A 23,258-nucleotide genomic window follows, 5' to 3' on the forward strand; every position below is an offset into this window, starting at 1 on the left:
CTGTACCAGCCAAAACATCTGCACCACCACCTAAATACTTTGATGTATTATAACCCAACTCTTCAATAACTTGTTCAGTCTCCCAAAGCTGTCCACCATTCACTACCTCAGAGGATCCTTTGGTAATCGCTCCTCCCAAAACACCAACGATCCTCCGCCTTTTACCTTCATTGTTAAGAACATGTATTTCAATGCCACTTGTTTCTGCTCCAATAGTAATAATATTATCCTGAGCTGAATCTTGCTGAACAAGGCTATTTTCCGTTATATTGGAGATTTTATTATTAATTTCCGTAAAAGTCGTATCAACACCTTCAAATGCTGAGCCAACATCATTATACTGAGAGCCATTAATTGTATAAGTTGGTGCTTTACCACTCAAAACATCTGCACCACCTCCAAAATACTCTGATGTATTGCTTGCAACCTGCCAAAGCTGACTACCATTTATTGCATCCACTGATTGTTCTGAAACATCTCCATCCCTAACACTAGTAATTTTCCGATATTCACCTTCACTGTTCGTAATATCAATTACACTACCACCTGTTTTCGCTCCAATAGTAATAAGATCATCTTGAGTTGAATCTTGCTGAATAAGGCTATTTTCCGTTATGCCGCTTATTTCATTGCGAATCTCTGTAAAAACAACATCAATACCCTCAAACGCCGAGCCAACATCATTATAGGTAATACCATCAATTTCATAGTCTGGTCTTTTACCACCCAAAACATCCGCACCACCACCTAAATACTCTGATGTATTGCTTGCAACCTGCCAAAGCTGACTACCATTTATTGCATCCACTGATTGTTCTGAAACATCTCCATCCTTAACACCAGTAATTTTCCGATATTCACCTTCACTGTTCGTAATATCAATTAGAGTACCACCTGTTTCCGCTCCAATAGTAATAAGATCATCTTGAGCTGAATCTTGCTGAACAAGGCTATTTTCCGTTATATTAGAGATTGTATGATTAATTTCCGTAAAAGTCGTATCAACACCTTTAAATGCTGAACCAACATCATTATACTGAGAGCCATTAATTGTATAAGTTGGTGCTTTACCACCTAAAACATCTGCACCACCTCCAAAATACTCTGATACATTGCTTGCAATCCGCCAAAACTGACCACCATTTATTGCATCCGTTGATTGTTCAGAAATCTCTCCATCTTTAACACCAATAATCTTCCGTAAATCAGCTGTACTGTTTTTAATATCAATTACAGTACCACCTGTTTTCGCTCCAATAGTAATAAGATTATCCTGAGCTGCATCTTGTTGAACAAGGCTATTTTCTGTTATATTGGAGATTTTATTATTAATTTCCGTAAAAGTTGTATCAACACCTTCAAACGCTGAACCAACATCATTATACTGAGAGCCATTAATTGTGTAAGTTGGCGCTGTACCATCCAAAACATTCGCACCGCCTCCAAAATACTGTGATGTATTTGTGGCAACTTTTGTTACATCAGTCTGAATCTTAGTTATATTTGTCTCTATATTATCAATCTCAGTATCTAATTCTGAAATTTTTTCATTAGTCTCCCAAAGCTGACCTCCATTTATTGCCTCAGTCGAGTGTTCAGCAACCTCTCCACCCGAAACACCAGAAATCTTCCGAGATTGCTTTTCATTGTTTACAATATCGATTGTATCTCCATTAACACCAGAACCAATAGTAATAACACCTGTACTTCCATCTTGCTGAATAAGGTCATTACCTCCTGTAAGGATCATATCTCTTAATGCTTGTAACTGTGCAACATTCACTGCATCTGACAAAGCAGTACCAGCCGCTACTCCCACAATCTGTCTAGTTACTCCATGCTGAGAATTACCAACACTGACTGCACCTTTAGTACTTTTCCATACAAAATCATCTATTGTCGAGTTACCGTTAACTCTAGGATCATAACCAGCAGCACCATAAGGAGTAACTGCAACAGAATTTCCTCCTAATGCAACACCACTTTCAACAGTCACTTGTGCACCGCTACCAATAGCAACCGAAGACGTCGTCCCAGCTACAGAATCATGTCCTATAGCAACTGCCCCTTCAACATATGCATGTGCTTTGTTTCCTAAAGCAACACTGTTTAAACCTTCTGCATGTGCTCTTGTACCTAAAGCAACACTATTTAAACCTTCTGCCTTTGCAAGAGAACCAAATGCAGCTGCAGATTTACCTGTCGCTTCAGTTCCAACTCCCATGGCAACACTTGCTTCCCCAGTCGCAAGAGAAGAAACACCAAAAGCTTGTGCTCCACCAGCCTTCGCAGTCGCACCTGCACCAAATGCTGTAGAATAATTCCCCGATGCATAAGATCCACAACCGGTTGCAAAAGAATAAACACCAAAAGCTTCAGGCATAGCATTGGCAACACCACCTGTTGCTGTCCCCATATAACCAACATTACCTTCCGTTGTGCCTTCACCAGTCCAATTAACTTTTTTTGTTGAAGAGCCATAAGGATTCCGACCAGAAAATGTTTCGTTATTAATAAACCTCTCATATTGCTCTTCTGCAGTTATGGCCGTACCAGGTTTTTGAGCACCACCGCGACCAACAACATTATCAACACCACAAAAATCATCATCACCGCTAAAAACAATACTACCATGACTCCCCTTTGGATAAGCAGAAGCGGGGCCATTTGAACTTTGATTAGTCGCTCCTGTTATTGCAACATTAGCCGAAAAAACAGGAGAAGTACTAGACAAAAGAACAGATACCACTGCTCCTAACGAAACCGCTTTAATGATATTTGGTGTTGAATTTTTTTTCATAATAAACCCCTCAATAAAAAACACATTCAATGCTAAAAACAAAGCCCAGCCTCACAAAAAGAGCAAAATCAACCCCTCCGCAAAAGCACTTTTGCGTACTAAAAAACTTACAAAAATCTGGAAGCTACCCCGCCAATGCCGAAATCTATTGTGGTATCATTCTAAAACACTGGATTTCACAAAAGGTCTAAAACCTCTCCATTCCAAAATCTTAAAATAAATCAACAAAAAATTTGAAATCACTATGTCCTCTCTGTCAGAGAGTAATGCAATCCTTCCTTTGATAAAAATCATTTTCAATAAAGAACAATTTGTCCTTTAGATGGAGCACATACATAAAATGGCAAGTGTATAAATGAATAATTTTTTCTTGATTCTAAAAAATGCATCTTATATCAACAATCAAAGAATATTTAGGCAATGCATCACACTTGCAAATTCGCAGTGATAAGTTTTTGCACTCCAGCAAAGTCTTCCTTAACTGGAAACTACTACAAAGAGAGAGCACTCTACACTCATTCTAATTGAAAAAGACGATAGCCAAAAACAGGCTTATAATAATACTGCCTTTTCTTTTTGGCTATTTTGATCATTTGAATTTCTTTATCATTCAGACCAATCATAAAACTCATACGAGTTTTTTATTCTGTGAACAGGTCGCTAACGATATACGTGTATATCATTTTGATGTTTTTTCTTTTAAAAAAAATTCTGTAAAATCCACTCACAAAAACAGATTGCTTTCTGCAATTTATCAAAAAAACTGTAGCCTTAACTAAGACATAAAAAACTTAATTTTCTGAACCAATTCCTGAAAACAATATAATGCTTCTTCGTATTTTTTTGGCTTCCAGTATTTGACCGACTCTTCTCTTAAGTCCATGATATCGAGCAACAAGAATACGTATATCAACACTACAAGCTGTTATGATATTTTTGTCATGGTTCCACATAGGATACGTTAAAGCAGACAAGATATTGAAGTACAACCCAAAAACTTCGGTAAATTAGTTTCAGGATTTTAATATTCTATGCGTCTTAGAATAAACCAAAGAGCACAGGAAATATAAAGCCTTAATTTAAAATAAAATAAGCTTTGCAAAATCTATAGTAAAAGCGACTTAAACTTAACAACATGACTTTACTTATTTCGCTCTTCAGGGTGCAGAAGAAGTCAATATAAACATCTTTTAGCCCCAAAAAACTGTTATTTTATATTAATTATTAAAGGAGATTAATTATGCCTAAATCAAAAAATTTAACAGACCAAGCCAGCGGTCCAATTCAAGCCAGTAGTCCATTAAATAGTAGTACAACATTAGAAGAACTTCTAACGCAGTTAGAGATTTTGGAGGCTCAAGTCAGCGATCCAATTCAAGTCAGCGATCCAATTCAAGTCAGCGATCCAATTCAAGCCAGTGGTCCAAACCAAGCCAGTGGTCCAAACCAAGCCAGCGGTCCAAGCCAAGCCAGCGGTCCAAGCCAAGCCAGCGGTCCAAGCCAAGCCAGCGGTCCAAGCCAAGCCAGCGGTCCAATTCAAACTAGTAGTCCATTAAATAGTAGTACAACATTAGAAGAGCTTCTAACGCAGTTAGAGACTTTGGAGGCTCAAGTCAGCGATCCAATTCAAGCCAGCGGTCCAAACCAAGCCAGCGGTCCAAGCCAAGCCAGCGGTCCAAGCCAAGCCAGCGGTCCAAGCCAAGTCAGCGGTCCAAGCCAAGTCAGCGGTCCAAGCCAAGCCAGCGCTCCAATTCAAACTAGTAGTCCATTAAATAGTAGTACAACATTAGAAGAACTTCTAACGAATTTAGAGATTTTGGAGGCTAATAAAATAGCAGAAAAACCAAGCATCTTATTCAACAAGAAAGCATTAAAAAGCGTTATTTCAGATTTAGAAAATGACATTACTAATAGTAGTTTTGTCAACGCTAACTATGCACATCTAGACTTTACAATGATGCCCCGCTTAGTCGAGCAGGAAAATAATAAATGTCCAGAGATAAATCTTCAATTCATTACGGATCCTGAACAGCTTGTGAAATCAATACAAAAAGTAATCAATCAGGGAATTCCATCTTCTAGATTTCTAGTTAGCCTAGAAGGTAATGCCTCTCATTTTGCGATAATTGATCAGCAAACCATTGCTGATAAAACATCCTTAATATTGTTTGAAACTACAAAATTCACGTACATGAATGCAGAAATACTAGGAGTGACAATGAAATCAGCCATTGAAGCTGCACAACTACCTTATTGTTATTTTTCTATGGCGGAAATTAATCTTCAAGCAGACTCCTTTGAAAGCGGAATTATAAGTTTACTTCTTGCCAAAAAACTTCATCTCGAAGCTGATAAATTAAAAGTAATGCACCAAGATAATATTAGCGGTATTTTATGTAAGCGAGGAATTCCTTTACCTTATCATAAAGTGGATGAGTATCTTCCAGGCGTTTTTTATAAACATGCACAAACTGGAAAGCGTATCCGTGAATATGTAGACACAAATCGGAAGTATTTTACTAAAAGAATTAATAACAAAGATGAAACTCTGCATCATAGATTAGATAGACACTCAGTGTTATTAGAAGATAAAGTTGTATCTTGTTCATCACAGAAGAAAAGAATTGATAAATATAAAGCTCTGGTAAGATAAATATAAATCTCTGATTACAGTATCTGCTATGCTGTAAATATCACCTTGTGTGGCTATAACTATAGGATGTGTTGAGCTTCGTTAATCAGAGATTTTTGATGCTCAATAAATCGATGAATAACACTTAAGTATGATATCCTAACAGTTGTTAATAAACTAAGTACAGTGACAAAAATTTGTTGCTGCATGATTCTCTAGAAAAGTGAGAAAATTTTTTAACATTCTATTTGTAAAATGAATATACTTATTTTCATACTCATTCTGCTTTAAAATGGCAATACTCTCTTAGTTATAATCATATTGTCAAAAAAATCATTCAGCACAGAAAAATTTTCATGTGTAGCACGTGGTCACAGTAATCATAAAGCCGCTCGATTATAATTATTTAGAAATGAAAGGATCGAAGAATGCTAACGATATTTGAGTTCTTGTCTATAAGCTTTCCTAAGGCTACTACTATCTAGGCGGATATTTCATTTTGAATAAGATAAATTAATCTAACTAGAAAAAATCCTTTTAAATTTATTAAAGCTATCTATCCCAATCTAAATTCTGAACTTAAAAACGATCCAAGTATCAAGCTTCCTATAAAACCCAAACATATCAACTTAATAGATCCTAAGTTAACACCAGCAATAGAGAACACATTTGATCTGTTTAGTATAAAAAGTAAGGATTAAATTTACGCTTTTGTTAATTATTCAAGCTATGCAGTTAGAAATAGTAAATCCTATAAATACTATTTTAGAACATACTTTTTAACGATCCATATAAAATACTTAAAGCTTCTCATGACATTTGACATTGGCTTTTTCGTTTTTCAGAGTCGCAGAGATTGAATTTTAGGACTAAAATGATCCGCAGTAGAGCTTACTTTAAAAGAATTATATACTACAACCTAGCTGTAATAATCTGTCTTATTACATACTTACATAAGAAAAGGATTGCTGAATACAAAAATCTGATAAGATTATGATAATATTTTTTTAAAAGTTGTTGATCACTTTAGTTAATAATATGGAGAAATAAACTTCTTCAAAACTTATCATGAAAGCTTTTTAGATTTAAAATATTAATTTTACCTTTTTTCTTTTCAAAAGATATATAACATAATTTAACCATAATAATGTTGCTATTTAAATTTTTTGATAATTTTTATAAAGAAAGTGGTTTAATGCGGAAATTATTGAACGCAATGAAAAATGCTGTTGGTTTATCTAATACCGCAGATGACGTTGATTACAGTAGTGCATCGTTAGAAAATATTATTGCAGATTTAGAGAATGACATTGATAATAATTATTGGTCTAACACTAATTATACGAAAAGAGATTTTAAAATGATGCCTGCCTTGATAAAGCAGGCGAATAATAAATATCTAGAGATGAATCTTACATTGATTAAAGAACCTATAGATTTCGTCGCATTAATCAAAAAAACAATTAAAAATGGAATTAAGTCTTCTAGGTATATAGTTAACGTCGGAGGAAATGATGATGCAATTCATTTTGGAGTAGTTGATCACCAAACTATCGATAATAAAATATCTCTGATATTATTTGAACCCGCAAGATTCTCTTTTCCAAACGCAGCGATTCTAGGAGCAAAAATGCAAACGATCGCAGAAACTCGGTTATCTCACTGTTATTTTTCTATGGCGGAAATGGATATTCAGCGAAGTATATCTGAATGTGCAATTTTTAGTTTATCTCTCGCTAAAAAACTTTATCGTCAATCTGATAAATTAGAAAAATTACATAGAGATAACATTAAAGGTGATCGATGGGACAGAGAAATCCATTTATCTTGTGATTTGTTGGATACATATCTTCCAATCGACTTTTATAAACACGTGCAAGGTTTAAGACGTCTTGAGGAATATATGACAAAAAATCCAGAATCCAAAAACGAAATCATTAACAAAAAAAATGAAACCATTTTTGAGAGATTTGAAAGAAACTCAGTTGTATTAAGAGGTAGATGTATATCTGTTTCAGCACACAAAAAAAGGGTTGCTGAATATAAATCTTTGATGAGATAATAATATCATTTTTAATATTTGGTCACTATAAATGAAATAGAAAATAAATTATGAACATAAATTCATTGAGTTTATTAGCCTTTGGCTTCTTTTTAAGATTTATCATATGCGAACATCATAAATTAAAGAAAGTAAATATATTTTACTGACTGTTTTTTATGAATCAATTATATAACAACGAGTGCTAATTTTTATATATCTGAAAGTTTTAAATTAATATTATAAGTTTTACATCATAAGAATTGTCTAATATTCTGTAGTTTTAGGTGATACTTCCATACATTCGATAATTGACCTCTCAAAGACTTTTCTACTACATACGCATATTAATCAAGTGCAGACGTTCTTTTAATACGCCTGTCTTGAATATGCGCTAATAATCCTAATGTTGAACTATCATGATCGCTATTTTCGTCTTTTCCACAAATCATTGGCAATAATTCATTTGCTAACTCTTTGCCAAATTCAACACCCCATTGGTCAAATGAATTAATATTCATTAAAATGCCTTCAACAAAAATACGATGCTCATAAAGCGCAATTAAACGACCAAGGGTAAAAGGCGTCAATAAATCTTGAAGCAAGATAATACTAGGCCGATTTCCTTTACAACTTTTATGAAGAGCTAAATCATCCACATCAGTATTATCAACTCTACGAATAGTATATGATGCATATTCAATATTACGACCCTTCATCAAAGCTTCTGACTGTGCCAAACAATTAGCTACCAGCATATCATGCATATGATGTAAATTTGGCTCATGCCCTTTTACAAATAGAATAAATTCTACAGGAACAATATCTGTTCCTTGATGTAAGAACTGAAAAAAAGCATGCTGTCCATTTGTTCCTGAAGCACCCCAAACAATCGGCCCACTTGGAAAATTCATTGGTTTACCATCCCAAAAGACTTGCTTGCCATTTGATTCCATATCAAGTTGCTGTAAATAAGCCGGCAAACGCTCTAAACGCTGCGAATAAGGAACAACAACACGTGATGTATAACCACAAATGACACGATGCCAGAATCCTAAAAGAGCAAACCGAATAGGAATATTTTGATGTAAAGACGCGCTCTTAAAATGTTGATCCATCTGCTGAGCACCTTTGAGAAATTGACGAAAATTCTGACCACCTATTGCCAACATAATAACAAGACCAATTGCTGACCAAACTGAATAACGCCCCCCTATCCAATCCCAAAATCTAAAAATTTTTGATGGAGCTATTCCAAATTCTATTACTTTATCGACTGCACTTGACACAGCAACGAAATGTGTTTTTATTGCTTCCTTGCCTAAATGCGCGCTGATCCATTGACGTGCAACACGAGCATTAACCATTGTTTCAATTGTAGTAAAAGTTTTAGAGGCAATAACAAATAACGTTGTTTCTGGATTTAAATTAGCAAGAGTGTCAGAAATATGTGCACTATCAACGTTAGAAACAAAATGACAACGTGGGCCATCATGATATGGCTTCAAAGCACTAGTAACCATTGCAGGCCCAAGATCAGAGCCCCCAATACCGATATTCACAATATCAAGTATCTTCTCACCACTGCTGCCTTTATAGCTTCCATCGCGAACTATTTCAGAAAATGTTTCCATATGGGAAAAAACAGCTTGAATATCTTGAACAATATTGCATCCATCTAACATAAAAATTTCATCGACAGAAAAACGCAATGCAACATGAAGAGCTGAACGTTTTTCAGTTTTATTAATAATTTCACCAGAAAACATTGCTTTACACCAGCCTAATACATCTGTTGCAACAGCAAGATTATCCAAAAGTCGCAACGTATTAAATGTTACACCGCATTTCGAAAAATCAAAAAGAAGATCATCAAGTTTTAAGGAAAAATGAGTAAAACGTTGTGCATCTTCTGCAAAATGTTGACGGATATCACAAACTCCATCTTTTATAAAATGCCGTTTTAGTGCCTTCAAAGTCTGTTTAAAAGCTTTTTCATTACGAATTATCAATTATATCTCCCTAACCATTGATAATAGAGTTTTTAATATTAATGATAACAAGGTAGAGAACTATTCAATTTATTTTAAAATCATTTTCATTGCTCACTTACAAAATAAAGCTATGCAAAAATAAAAAAGATAAAGTATTAAAATGATACCTTTTAAATAAAAAAATTGAAAATCTATTAACCCTTTATTTTTAAAAAGTCATTCAATATGGTTAAGCTCCCTTTTTAAACGCAGAGCTTCCTCTGCTTTTGGTTGTACAAAACGTCCAAATAAGAGATAAACAACTGGCGTCACAAAAAGAGTAAAAATCGTCGCTAGGCCTAAACCGCCAACAATAACCCATCCTAAAGCTATACGTGCTTCTGCACCAGCACCTTTTGCTAAAACTAAAGGAATTCCTCCTAAGATAGCGCAAATCATTGTCATACACACTGGACGAAGACGAATATTTGCCGCATCCTCTACAGCTTCACGCACGTTCTTACCCTGATCACGTAACTGATCTGCAAATTCAACGATTAGAATACCATTTTTTGCCATAACTCCAACCAATAAAATCAAACCGATTTGACTATAAATATTCAGACTAACACCGCTAAAAAGCATAGCAATTACAGCACAACCAAGTCCTAATGGTACAGTCGCTATTATAATAAAGCCTGAAACAAAACTCTCAAACTGCGCGGCTAAAACCAATAGAATAATCACAAAGGCAATACCAAAAACAATCATAAAACCAGAAGATGTTTCACTAAGTGTCGCAGCTTCACCCAAAGGAACAATATAATTTCCTTCCACTAACAAAGGAGAAGCAATATTTTCTATAGTTTGATACGCATTTCCTAAAGAAAAACCTGGAGAAAGATTTGCACTCATAACAACCGCACTCATACGTTTTTCTCGTTTTAACTGCGGCGCAATAGCTTTTTCATGCAAATTTGCAATAACCGATAAAGGAACATATTTATCATCTGTAGTTTTAAAAAAAACATTTTCCAAATCAGATGGATTAGTAATGGGATTCTTACGCGATGTTAGTTTAACATCGTAGGAATGATCATCTACATAAATAGAACCAATTTTTCTTCCATCTAACATTGCTTGTAACGTATTACCTACGTTAGTGATATCAATACCTAAATCAGAAGCTTTTTCTCGATCAATTTCAATAAAAAATTGTGGTTGTGTTGCGTCTACCGTAAGCCGTGGACGAATAAAGCGCGTATCAGATTGCAAAAGCTTAATCAGCTCGCCAGCAATAGATTGTAATTTTGTATAATTATCTCCAAGAATTGCGAATTGTAATCCTTGGCCAGTTCCTCGAACTCCTAGTGAATTTCCTTGTGCTGCGAATACAAATACTGCTGGAAATTCTTTAACCCTCGCATTAATATCTTCCACAATTTCTTGCTGACTCCGAGAACGCTGATCCCAAGATGAAAGTAATAAAACAAGAAAAGCACTATTAGGTGAACCACCAATTCCAGCAACAGAGTAACTATTAATAATCTCACCAGAATCACGCAAAGGCTCTAAGCTCGCTTCAAGCTGCTTCACCTGCTCATTCAAATATTGCACTGAAATCCCTTGTGGCCCATTAATAACCAAAAAAACAACGGCTCTATCTTCTGTTGGTGTTAGCTCCTGTTGCAATTTCATGTAGGCTCCAAGACAAAAGCTTGCAAAAACAAATGAAACCAGTACAACAGTCCAAGGGCGTTCTAGGCATTTATGTAAACTATAAGCATAACTTCTGCTAAAAAAAGTACCTAATTTATCCAAAAGAGCAAAATAATGTGCTTTTTTTCCACTGTCTCCAACATATTGTTTAAGAAAGCGTGAAGCAAGCATAGGACAAAGTGTCAAAGCAACAACTGAAGAAAGCAAAATGGAAATAGCTAAAACAAAACCGAATTCTCTAAAAAGCCCCCCAACCTGTCCAGGAAGAAAAGAAATAGGCACAAAAACAGCAACTAAAGTTAATGTCGTTGCTAAAACAGCAAAAAACACTTCTTGTGTTCCTACTACTGCTGCTGATCGAGATCCTAATCCCGTATTGCGCCATCGAACAATGTTCTCAAGAACAACAATTGCATCATCCACAACAAGTCCCGTCGCCAAAACAAGCCCTAAAAGGGTCAGAATATTCAATGAAAATCCTACAAGATAAATCGCTGCAATTGTCCCTATAAGAGTAACTGGAATAGACAAAATAGGAATAAGTGTTGCAGGAATATCTCTAAGGAAAAGAAAAATAACCAAAATAACACTTAATACAGCAATGACTAATGCAGCCTCAACTTCATGAAGAGCACTGTTAATAAAAATAGCATCATCACTAAGAATACTCATATGCACAGAAGGAGGCAAAACAATTTTAAGTTGTTCAAGAGCCGCGCGAATACCTTTAGAAATATTAAGAGTATTAGATTGCGCCTTACGCACAATTCCTATCCCAACCCCTGTTTTCCCATTAACACGAAGAATAACTGTTTCTACATCGGGCGATAAAGTAACATGTGCAATATCTCCAAGTCGTACATGAGGCTTTAAGATGACCTGTTCAAAAGCTTCAGGTGTTGTCAAACGAGCAGTTGCACGTACAATTAAGGTTTGTATAGAATTGCGCAACGATCCTACAGGAGCATCAGTTGTCATATCAGCAAGAACACGAGAAATATCTCCCACGGTCAATCCATAGCTAGCAAGCTTCACTTGATCGACATCAATCTGAAAAATTTTCGTGCGAGCACTATCAACTTGCACATCACCAACACCATCAACAGCAGAAAGCTTATCAACAATTTGATCATTTACAATCGTTGTTAAATCATCAATATTCATCGTTGACGAAGTCACAACTAAATACATCATCGCAGCAGCATTTGAATCTGCTTTAATGATTAAAGGTGTGTCTGCATCTTTTGGTAAAGAATAAGTAACACGAGAAATGGCATCACGAATGTCAGATGCTGCAACATTTAAATCAACACCAACATTAAAACTAATTTCTACACGAGAACGACCAAAAGAAGAAGTTGAAGAAATTGTTTTAACCCCTGAAACACGAGCGACAGCATCTTCTATAACTTTTGTAATCTCACGATCAATTGTTTCTGCTGATGCACCAGAAAAGGTTGTCATAATCGTCGTTACTGGAGTGTCAACATCTGGCAACTCACGCACATCAACATTCATCCATGCAGAAAATCCTGCAATTATGATCATGGCATTCACAACAAAAGTGAAAACTGGCCTCCGAACAAACAATGCAATCATACCGCCTTGTCCTGGTTGCGTTATAAATTGTTTTGTTTTAAGTTCTTGACTCATTATACATCCCGCTTACTCATCACCGATAATTACTTAATTACTATTGGAACCTTTTGAGTCTTCAATAATGACACTTCTACCTGGATAAAGCGTTTGTACCCCTTGTATAACAACTTGAGCATCATTTTCTAAAAAAGCTTTCACAAATATTTGATCTGTTTTATGCTTAATAATCGATATTGGAATACGTTCTACCTTATCTTCTCTTACACGCCATACAAATGATCCTTTACTATCCCATTGAACAGCTAGAGGATTAACAACAGGAAATAAACCGCTATCGAATTGCAATGTAACAGAAAAAGACATACCAGACATAAGTGTATCTTTTTTATTTTCGATCTCAACTTGAACACGAAATGTGCGGCTTGCAACATCAACTATATTATCAATCGCATAAATATAACCAACGAAAGTCTCACTCGACTGTGTTGTTAAAGTTACAATTACTTCATCTCCTTTGTTAATACGTGATGCATATTGTTCAGGTACCCATATATCGATTAAAATACGCTCTCTATTTTCAATACGAGCTATTTCAGTATTAAGAGCAACAGCATTCCCTACATCAATAGGCAAAATACCAACAATTCCGCCAATTGGTGTACAAATCGTCCGTCGATCAAGTGCTAATTCAGCATCACGCAAAGCCAAATTTGCATTATCTAGCTCTAAGCGCGCTGTAAGTTCTTGAACTTCTGTTGCTGTATTAGTAGCACGTAACTTAAGAATACGCGAAAGCGTTAAAGCACTATTATCACGTTGTACCTTCGCTCTTGCAACCGCTATTTCTTCCTTTTTAGAATCAAGTTTTGCAATCAAATCACCAGCTTGCACTTTTTCTCCAGCTGATACAAAAAGTTTATCAACAACACCTGCTGACCAGGGAGTTAATCCTACTGTTGCAATAGCTCTTCCATTGCCAATTAAAGTAAGTTTTTCATTAAAATTTTCAATCTTAACAGAATCAACAATAACTTTCGCTGCCGACATATTTATTGGTGTTTTTAGTGTTTTATGCGGTACATTTTTTGTTTGATTCACTGCATAAGTAGAGCTCTCTAAACTATATTTAGACTTACAATAAGAAATAATCAAAACGAAAGCTAAAAGTACTAATGGAACCGTCTTTTTCCACAATCTCATACCTCTATCCTTGATTTATAATGAATATACACATCTGTATGAAATAATTTTATGCAATATTTAAGTTTTACCAAAAACCAAATTACAGATAGTATCTCTTAAACTCTCATCACAAAAACGTATCTCATTTACACTTGACTACCTTTCGTAGATCAGACCGTCAAGTTAACTATCGTTCATATTGAAACTCTACTATGACACAATGATATAAGTACTATGCAGATACTTTCTAACAATCGAGAAATTACAACAGTATTTCGACAACAATATATAATGGGCTAACAGATAAAAATCTTTATCCTTACCAAGTTTCACTTGTAATTCACTAACGAAACAATTAAGAATCCAATATTCTAACTAAAAGAACTGAGTGCGCACCCGTAGCTCAGCTGGATAGAGCACCAGACTACGAATCTGGGGGTCAGGAGTTCGAATCTCTTCGGGTGCGCCAATAGGTTTTGTGAATAATATGTTAATTTCGTTTATACTTTTTGAATAGTCAGGATAATATAATTAAAGGCAAAGAAATAGGGTTTTACATTTTCCTTTGATAACCACTATAAATCAAAGTTCCTTTAAAAAATTATTGCGCCTTAAATTATTATAATAGAGATAGGTGCGAATATTTTATAAAAATAACTCATCCATGAATATAAAAAAGTAAAAGCTTTTATATTTCTAACAGGTTAATATTCATTGTTTTCGACTCATGATCTCTGTTTCTGGTTAGCTGACATACTTTGTGAGCTTTCTTAATAATTGCTGTAACTTCCCGCGCTCTACTTACTGATATGCCTATACTGTCAGCAAGCTTAACATAATCTCCCTTCTCAAGTACTTGAAACTCCCATGATGTAAGGCGATCTTTGACATTATCGACAAGATCTTTAATCTCTTCGTGAAGGGAAGGATTGGCATTTAAGGCTTTGATCTGATCTTCTTCAGATAAAGAAAGAATATTTTGCACTGCTTGACTAGGCATTTTTACCATTCGCGAGCAACGTTCTTGTTGTTTTTGATGTCTTTGAAGAATTCTTTCTCTAATAAAAATTACAGTACTTATACAATCATCCACTGCTTGCCTGAGCTTAAAGTAATCTATCTTAGCTTGTTTGCGCGCTAGATTGTCAATCCCTAATATTACCGTACCTGCAAACTTATGTTCTAAAAGATTCACATGCTGCCTGATATGCTGTTCACTGAGACCTGAATCTACATGAATCAGATTTATCCCCTTATCCAACATTTCCGAGCTTCCATAGACAGATTTTTATAAACTTCTAATTTCTTGTACAGCCCTTTTGACGACGCCATGTTTTAGAATTTCTGAAACAATTTCTTTTTCCGTCAAAGAGGTTGCTCTTTCTTCTGGAATGAGAATATTTTCAACAATTTTTTTGGACGTTGGAACTGTAAAAGTAATCCTATCACCCAACCGCAATGTCCTTACTGCCCTTGGCTCAATATAATCTTTTTTGCATAAAACATACCAATCATCTAATATGAGCTCATCTAACATAAGCATAATAGAATCTCGGCTACAACCTTTATAGAGACCCGTATAAGTAAAACCTGGTTTTGCTGCTGCAATAAACTTATTTCTGATATCTGTGGTCATATTTTCATATTGTATGAATTCCTTTAAAATATCTACTTTTTCTGGATTAGAGATATCTTCAAAAAAATCGTGTATAATAGTTTCGTCATCTCTATTAAATGTTAATATAGCATAACGAACATATTTCCAACGTTGGTTTGTTATAACTGAAAAGTCAAGTCTATGCCCTGCAGCCTCTGCCATTTTTTCAAAAAATATACGTTGTACGATTCCATTTCCATTCCGGAAAGGATATATATTATAAAAGTGAGAAAATATTGTTGATGCTTCACGAATAAATTCTTCACGTGATAAATCTTTCAAACTATTTTTCTCGGCAAGTATTCGATCAATTTCTCCTAAACCGCTTTCAATTTTATCACTACTTACAGAGCAATTCAGGTCAGGTATTTTTAATGTTGAATTTATATCAACTGTACCATCTGAAAATGTAAATGGAAGCTCTCGGGTACAACCAGCCCATTCAAATGTATTTTCAAATAAGCGCTTATGAAGATATTTTAGATAAGAGGAATCAAATTTTTCTGGCAGTGGCTCTTCTTTCAGATTAACACTCGCTTGTATTATATCATGCGCACATCTTTTCTGAAAATCTATGCCCTGCAAATCATATTTATTTTTTGTCGTGACAATATAGGAATGGGTATAGGAATGGTTATAATCCTCTCTCTTTTTTTGATTTGTATCACTACTTTTTTTCTAACATTATCCATTAAAGCATTAAATTGCGTTAATGGATAATTCCCGCACGCATACCCTCCCACAATTCGGAGTGTCTCAGGAGAGACATAGCAACTATCAAGCATAGAAACATTGAAAACTATATCAAACACTTCACAGAATCTTTGGTGTTTGTTGGTACTTTTAAGAAGTGCATGATAATTTAAAATATCTTTATAATTAAGCATTTCTTTTTGTCTTAAAATCTATTAATTATTCTTATAATATTATAATAAAAAAATCGAATACAAATTTACATATTTTAAAAATTATTATCAATATGTTTTTTTGCCAACAACATAAATTTTATATTTTAAACTTATAATTTAAGGAAATTTAATTCTGAATTTACAATAGATTAAGTACTTTTTTACTTTTCATTATTATAAATAATTTTTAATACAATTGCTAGATTTTATAGAAATTACTATGAATATAATTTCCATAAAATATCAATATATATTCAAAAATATTAATGTTTGTTGCTTCTAAATCAATCACGTAAAAATGAATTTTTAGATAATGAATGCCTTAGCAAAAGATAAATTATCGATTTTCTTAAATACCTGTAGATGTTATAGCATCATCTACCTGAAATATCACTGGTTATAATAGTGGCGAACAATCATTGTAAAAACATTTGAATTAGAACGAAGCAAACATAACTTCTACGGACCATAGATATAAATCTTAAGAGAATATCTAGAATACAAGATCAGCAAGAAAGATATTATTATCTTTTTCAACAGTATTACTAAAGATCTTTCAAATATAGCAAATCTAGATTGAGTTTTAGATTAATTATTTCTTGTTAGCAACTTGACATCGCCTATTATTTGCGGATTTTCAAGATAATATCGATATCTGCTTCTACTATGAAAAAAGGATTATCGATCGTTTAATTTAAAAAGTGATCATGCTGTCGCTTTTCCATACACTACAATAATCACCTAAATGCACTATGATATCAAGAAACATACAATTCTAGAAGAGTATAGAGTATGATGAGCTCTTTATTTTGAACTTTCATGACAAAACTTTCCAATAAACACGTATTTTTAAACATCTGCTTCATTTACCACCTTGCATGATGAATTTCTATTTTTTCTTAAGTGTGTTGGAGCGAACTCCATCTGAAGTTCCTAACAAATTGAAATCCACTCTGACGCGCAGATTATCACCTTCCGATATCTGCAAAATCATAAGCTGATCAGACTGCCATTACTCTTTCCAATATCACAATAACGGCTATTCATGGAATAGAAAGCAAATAATAAACGACCTTTCAACAGATTTTATATCCATAGAAAAATGTTTATCATTCTTGCTTGTTGCTCTTGCATAAATAAAAAGGCTAAAAGAATTGACCTTCTAACACTGACCTGTCGAAAAACAAGGGTACAGCTATATCATCGATATGTAAGTTAATACAGAAAGACATTACCTCTATTATTATCATTTAAGATAAAACGAGAGTATTACCAATATAAAGATGACATGCATTGTATTGCAAACTTAGTCGTACTCCAGAAAGAGAAAGCATGTTAGCAATTGATAGCAAAAAGAATAGAGTTTTTGAAAAGCAATATAGACAAGCATCCTATTTATATGGTATGTGGTCTAATACTCTTTTTACTTAGTAGTTTTAAGAGATTTTATTTTTTGCTCATTTATTTTTAATATTGAAACAAAGCAGGATAAGTTGTGCAAGTACTCGTTCGTGATAATAATGTTGATCAAGCGCTGCGTGCGTTGAAAAAAAAGATGCAACGTGAAGGTATCTTCCGTGAAATGAAGATGCGTGGATACTATGAAAAACCATCAGAAAAACGTGCTCGTGAAAAAGCAGAAGCTATTCGTCGCACACGTAAGCTTGCTCGTAAAAACGCACAAAGAGAAGGACTGATCAGCGGCAATCGTGCTTTTTCTGCGCGATAAGTATGTTATTTATTGCTGTAATACAACATTTAACTAAAGCATAAACAAAAGCCGAAATGTGTGCGTTTTTTTAATGTAATTTATCTTATTTCTTTAGGATATTTCATTAAACTAGTAAAGTGGCCTCATAAGGTAAGGTAACTGTAAACAAAGCGCTCTTTATGATTCTTGGTGTCAATAAAGCTTTATATTCCTATTTTTATATGAACATTGTTACTTATAAGTCTGAATTAGTCAAATGTGAGGCTATGCTAAAGTAAATATTAAAATAAACAATAATTAAAGTACGTAAAGTATCAACAAAAAAAGCTTTTTCATTTTTAATAATTTAGTAAGCGTACTCTAAGAATACTGGTTCCACAGACTTGCCCCAAATAGAATAATAGTTAGATAAAAATTTATCAGCATTTGTTCGCCCCATTGCTACAACTTCCTCCAAAGGAGCTAGAAAATCTGTCTCATCAAAACCAACAGTATCATACTGCTGACGATTTTTTAAACCTTTACGTGAAATAGCAAGGGCGTAACGTGCTAATTCTAAAATTATAGTTTGACGAAAAGGTGTTTTTAGCCCCTCTTTAGCAACGCGTGTATGCATTTCTACAACTTCTTCAAAGCACCAATCTTTTGTCAAAGCTTCCGCTTCATTCAGTGCCTCACTATCATAAAGAAGACCAACCCAAAAAGCAGATAATGCACAAATATGCTGTAAAGAACCACCATCAGCACCTCTCATTTCCAAAAAGCGTTTTAACCGTACTTCTGGAAATAAAGTCGATAAATGATTAATCCAATCTCCTATAGTCGGTGCTAAATTCGCAATCTGCCCTCTTAAAGCTCCATTCATAAATTGCCGAAAAGTTATATGCGTACAATCATAATAATGCCCATCACGCACAACGAAATACATTGGTACATCAAGTGCCCATTCAACGTAATCAGAAAAACCAAAACACTCAGAAAATACGAAAGGGAGTATTCCTGTTCTCTGATTATCAGTATTATGCCAAACATGAGAACGCCAAGATAAAAAACCATTTGGATACCCCTTAGTAAAAGGGGAACTGGCAAATAATGCTGTTGCAATAGATTGTAATTTCATTGCTACTTGCATTTTCCGTCGCATATCAGTTTCAGATGAAAAATCAAGATTCACCTGAATAGTTGCCGTTCTATACATCATATCAAGGCCACCATGACCAACTTTTGGCATATAATTGGTCATAATTTGATAACGGGACTTGGGCATTCTTGGTGTTTCATCTAATGTCCATTTTGGACTAGCGCCCATACCTAAAAAACCAATACCTAGCGGCTGCGAAATTTTTTTGAGAAGTTCTAAATGCTTCATAACTTCACAGTAAGTATGACCAATTGTTTTCAGCGGCGCTCCAGATAATTCGAACTGCCCCCCAGGTTCTAAAGAAATAGCACCTTGATCGACTGATCCAAGAAGTCCAATAATATTCCCTTCATCTAAAATAGCTTCCCATCCTAAAGCTCCTTGCATTCTTTCCAATAACACTCGGATTCCTCTTGCACCTTCATATGGAACAGGACGGAAACCATCTACGTAAAATGGAAACTTTTCGTGTTCTGTTCCGATACACCAATCATCCTCTGTTTTACAGCCTTCTTCAAAATAACTAACTAAAGAATCTAAGCTATTAATTTCACTTTTATCGGTTGTATCAAGTGCCATCAATTATTTTATCCTATTATATAAGTATGCTATTAAATGAATTGTTTTCGATGATATTGCAAGTGTCTTAATCAATTAACCAATCTCCCATCGTAGCATTAACAAGAGTTAATGCAGCAACAGCTGCAGTGTCAGCACGCAAAATGCGTGGGCCTAATGATACAGAAAATACAAAAGGATATCTCTTCAAAAAAACTCGCTCCTCTTCGCTAAACCCACCTTCTGGACCAATAAGAACACCCAACGGATTTGTTCCATGTTTTTTAAAAAGAGGAATTGGGTTATAGGATTCGTTCAACTCATCACAAAAAAATAAAGCATGCGTCTTATCCCAATTTTCCAAAAATGTTTCTAATGATACCGCAGGTGCACATTTTGGCAAAGATAAAATACCGCATTGTTCAGAAGCTTCTATAATATTAGCTTCTATACGCGCCATATTAATACGAGTAACTTGTGTATGATGCGTTATAACAGGATATAAAACAGATACCCCCATTTCTACAGCTTTTTGTATCATATAATCCAAACGCATATGCTTAAGGGGAGAAAAACAATAAAAAAGATCCGAATGTGCCGTCTGCGACCTTTCCTGATGAATAAGGCGAGTCACCACAATTTTTTTTTTAATAAAAATAATCTTGGCAAGCCATTCACCATCCTGCCCATTAAAAAGCAAAATTTCAGCACCTTCTTTCATGCGCAAAACATGCACAAGATAAGAAGCTTGTTGACCCTCTATTACTATTTCTTCGTTTAAAGCCAATAATTGCCGAACAAATAGTCTTTTTAATTTATAATTTGCACGCATAAAAAGCTTGTACCAGAGCTTTTTAGAATCGTCAAAAGAATGCAGCAACAAAGAACAATCAACAGAAAAATTAAATCTATAAAACTAAATTATAATAAAATTTTTTTTACTTTTATAAGATATAACCGGAACAAATAGAATGTTAAACAATTTTTAGTTTCATAAAACTTCATAATTAATAATACATAGTATTTACTTAATAGCTTACCTTATAATTGGAGAAAAATATGTCTGTTCAAAAGGCTACAATTATCACTATTACCTCAATTCTAGTCTTTATTCTGGTTGCTATAGGAATTAGCTCAGTTGGAGCAGATGAGAATTGTGTAATTATCCAAGATGGCTACTGTATTTCTACTCACTTCAACAGACATACACCAGCATAAATACATACAAATAAGCATATTCTTAGAATTTTATATAAGACAATATTTCCTAAAATTCTCTATATTACCACTAATAATGAAAAAAATACTAGTTTTCATTATTATTTTTCTTGACGAAAAAACTGCCGAAATTTTTCTCTGTAGGACTGAATGAAAAAATTAAAGGTCGTTCAAGACTATTAGTGAGACACTCAATATCTTTGCATATAGTCTCTGAACGATTATTTTTCTGTAATTTTGCTCGTAATATCACATCATTCTGCTCATTCTTAGTATCAAAAATTTCTATTGCTCTATGAATAAACAAATTCCAATCTGTAGTATGCATTAATGCTTCTGTCACAAATATTGTACCATCTAAAAATTTCGCCTTAATATCCAAACGATCAAAATCTGTTGAATGCTTCTGATTATGCATTAAAAGAAACTGTTCATTTTTTGAAAATTTGTTTTGCAAATCATTCAGATTATATCCTACCACTTGACCAGAGAACATATTCAATGTTAACTGCCCTTGCATCTGAGTAAGAATTTTTGACCAACAACTAGGAAACATCTGTATTGTCATAATAAAATTGGTTTTTGCTTGTACAAATGGAGTAAGTCCTAAAGCTAATAAAATGGTTTGTGCATCAACAGAAGTACCTGAAGCACTTACTTTAATATGTGTTTTTTTACTATCTGGAATAATCTGGATATTGCTTTGAATAGAACCACCAAAAATGTTCACGTTTCCAAGATCAAAAATGCCATATCCGTTTTTAATTTGTATTGCGGCTGCCAAATCAGTAAGTGCAATATTACCTATTTTCGCTTGTGGCGCTGAAAGCCGCACATCCAACCCTATCTGATTTAAAAAAGCTAGATTAAAAAATTCATTTTCCTGTTCAGAGCAAAAAAATAACGATTTCATAACGTTAAAATCAAGCTTATCAAAACCTAAAGATCCAATAAGAATAGGTATATGATTTTTAAAATCAAATTCTAAAGCTCCACGTGCATTTGCTGTACCCATCATAAATATAACATTGTTCATTCGAATACGCGTCGGCTGTGCTAAAAAATGAGATTCCCACACAATAGGTATTTTCAACCCATGCCCCCAAAACTGATTGCCACCGATCCATGCTACTGTCTGATCCCAACCAGGGGAACGTAATGAAACCTTTCCGTCAAAAATATAATATTCAGATAACCTTGCCTGCCCTTCAAATGTTATACCACCACGCACAGAATTAAAACTTATCTTAAGTGAGCTTTTACCTCCTGCTAAAAGAAACAAAGCTTGATCAGCATTAATTAATAATTCCGTCAGTTCTCCATGCCAACGGGCTTTGGCACGAAACTGTAATGCCTGTGTTAATCTAGGCCAATCTATCGATGCATTTAACTCTGTTATTTGTTCCATTACACTAGAAACGCCATCACGATACATCAGCGTACCATTTTCAATAATAATACGTCCAAAAGGTTGATTTAAAAGGCTTGCTAAATCTGGATTATCAGGATTATGTTTAATAACTTCACGAGCATTCTGTATTGCCAAGCCTAATGCACCTTGCGACCGCAAAAGTGTATCAAAAAAATCAGATACTGTTTTAACAGGTTTATCCATAACAAATTTGGGATACATAATTCGCGTTTCCGAAAAAGAAATATGTCCCCAAAAAAGAGAAACTAAAGAGAGATCAACTTCTATTGATTCTACTTCCATTAAAGGTGCAACATTTTCAATTTTTGGCGTTAAAGTAACTCCTGAAAGAAACGCTTTTGGATAAGGAAAAAGTTTTAATCTTGGAGGATCGCGTAATTGAACATTATAGCCCGTCCATACACTTAAATCCTGTGCTAAACGGATACGAATCGCATCTGTTGATACAATATAGGGCAAAATAATAACAGCAGCCCCACCCAAAAAAACAATTGCGATAAAAATCCCACTTAAAAATTTTATTATTTTAATGCACACAATTTTCCTCTAAGCTCTCGTTCTTAACACAAACTAAAATCAAATATAATGAAGTGCAGAAAGATTTTTATACTCTTGCAGTCTATTATACATGTTAATAGTTTAATTACTTCCACTTTTATCGAAATTTTATTGGAACAGCGACATCAT

13 protein-coding genes, 1 tRNA gene and 1 pseudogene are annotated in these 23,258 nt (G+C 34.3%); 4 read left to right on the top strand and 11 right to left on the bottom strand.

What is annotated here, in order from left to right; translation table 11 throughout:
• Positions 1-2,800: pseudogene (locus tag M4Z11_RS05135) on the bottom strand (hypothetical protein); the annotation flags it as partial.
• Positions 2,801-3,591: 791 nt separating this feature from the next.
• Complete coding sequence (locus M4Z11_RS05140; protein WP_249677196.1) at positions 3,592-3,774, bottom strand: hypothetical protein; 183 nt, start codon at positions 3,772-3,774, stop codon at positions 3,592-3,594.
• Positions 3,775-4,040: 266 nt separating this feature from the next.
• On the opposite strand from M4Z11_RS05140, the gene M4Z11_RS05145 reads away from it, so the two are divergent.
• The gene (locus M4Z11_RS05145) at positions 4,041-5,453 is read left to right on the top strand and encodes a YopJ/AvrA family T3SS effector serine/threonine acetyltransferase (protein ID WP_249677198.1); all 1,413 of its coding nucleotides are present in this window, start codon (positions 4,041-4,043) and stop codon (positions 5,451-5,453) included.
• A 1,174-nt stretch (positions 5,454-6,627) separates the two neighbouring features.
• Positions 6,628-7,494, top strand: a complete 867-nt coding sequence (locus M4Z11_RS05150; protein ID WP_249677201.1) for a YopJ/AvrA family T3SS effector serine/threonine acetyltransferase — start codon at positions 6,628-6,630, stop codon at positions 7,492-7,494.
• A 326-nt stretch (positions 7,495-7,820) separates the two neighbouring features.
• Here the strand turns inward: M4Z11_RS05150 and pgi are convergent, their stop codons facing one another.
• From pgi to M4Z11_RS05165, 3 genes are all read right to left on the bottom strand, one after another.
• Entirely contained in the window at positions 7,821-9,485 is a 1,665-nt protein-coding gene (gene pgi / locus M4Z11_RS05155) for a glucose-6-phosphate isomerase (protein WP_249677205.1), read from the bottom strand.
• Positions 9,486-9,683: 198 nt separating this feature from the next.
• Complete coding sequence (locus M4Z11_RS05160; protein ID WP_249677208.1) at positions 9,684-12,818, bottom strand: efflux RND transporter permease subunit; 3,135 nt, start codon at positions 12,816-12,818, stop codon at positions 9,684-9,686.
• A gap of 33 nt (positions 12,819-12,851) precedes the next feature.
• On the bottom strand, positions 12,852-13,964 hold the full coding sequence (locus M4Z11_RS05165; RefSeq protein WP_249677211.1) for an efflux RND transporter periplasmic adaptor subunit: 1,113 nt from the start codon (positions 13,962-13,964) through the stop codon (positions 12,852-12,854).
• A 374-nt stretch (positions 13,965-14,338) separates the two neighbouring features.
• On the opposite strand from M4Z11_RS05165, the gene M4Z11_RS05170 reads away from it, so the two are divergent.
• Positions 14,339-14,415: transfer RNA gene (locus tag M4Z11_RS05170), tRNA-Arg, on the top strand.
• Positions 14,416-14,634: 219 nt separating this feature from the next.
• Here M4Z11_RS05170 and M4Z11_RS05175 read toward each other — a convergent pair.
• From M4Z11_RS05175 to M4Z11_RS05185, 3 genes are read right to left on the bottom strand one after another with little or no spacing between them, the layout of a single operon-like run.
• Positions 14,635-15,210 carry a hypothetical protein gene (locus M4Z11_RS05175; RefSeq protein ID WP_249677215.1) on the bottom strand — a complete coding sequence of 192 codons (576 nt, stop codon included), beginning with the start codon at positions 15,208-15,210 and terminating at the stop codon, positions 14,635-14,637.
• Positions 15,211-15,234: 24 nt separating this feature from the next.
• Positions 15,235-16,188: a Fic family protein gene (locus M4Z11_RS05180; protein WP_249677217.1), complete on the bottom strand. Its 954-nt coding sequence runs from the start codon at positions 16,186-16,188 to the stop codon at positions 15,235-15,237.
• Positions 16,176-16,490, bottom strand: coding sequence for a hypothetical protein (locus M4Z11_RS05185; RefSeq protein WP_249677220.1), 315 nt, complete (start codon positions 16,488-16,490; stop codon positions 16,176-16,178). The genes M4Z11_RS05180 and M4Z11_RS05185 overlap by 13 nt, the downstream gene beginning before the upstream one ends.
• 1,516 nt (positions 16,491-18,006) lie before the next feature.
• Here M4Z11_RS05185 and rpsU point away from each other — a divergent pair.
• Positions 18,007-18,240: a 30S ribosomal protein S21 gene (gene rpsU, locus M4Z11_RS05190; protein WP_249677222.1), complete on the top strand. Its 234-nt coding sequence runs from the start codon at positions 18,007-18,009 to the stop codon at positions 18,238-18,240.
• 328 nt (positions 18,241-18,568) lie between these two features.
• Here rpsU and M4Z11_RS05195 read toward each other — a convergent pair whose 3' ends face one another.
• The 3 genes from M4Z11_RS05195 to M4Z11_RS05205 all read right to left on the bottom strand — a co-directional run bounded on the left by M4Z11_RS05195 (position 18,569) and on the right by M4Z11_RS05205 (position 23,108).
• Positions 18,569-19,942 carry a glutamate--cysteine ligase gene (locus tag M4Z11_RS05195; protein WP_249677225.1) on the bottom strand — a complete coding sequence of 458 codons (1,374 nt, stop codon included), beginning with the start codon at positions 19,940-19,942 and terminating at the stop codon, positions 18,569-18,571.
• A 67-nt stretch (positions 19,943-20,009) separates the two neighbouring features.
• Entirely contained in the window at positions 20,010-20,753 is a 744-nt protein-coding gene (locus tag M4Z11_RS05200) for a 16S rRNA (uracil(1498)-N(3))-methyltransferase (RefSeq protein WP_249677228.1), read from the bottom strand.
• A 474-nt stretch (positions 20,754-21,227) separates the two neighbouring features.
• On the bottom strand, positions 21,228-23,108 hold the full coding sequence (locus M4Z11_RS05205; RefSeq protein ID WP_249677231.1) for an AsmA family protein: 1,881 nt from the start codon (positions 23,106-23,108) through the stop codon (positions 21,228-21,230).
• Positions 23,109-23,258: the final 150 nt, after the last annotated feature.

The sequence above is a fragment of the Bartonella bilalgolemi genome (assembly GCF_023500045.1).
GTDB classification, from domain to species: Bacteria; Pseudomonadota; Alphaproteobacteria; order Rhizobiales; family Rhizobiaceae; genus Bartonella; species Bartonella bilalgolemii.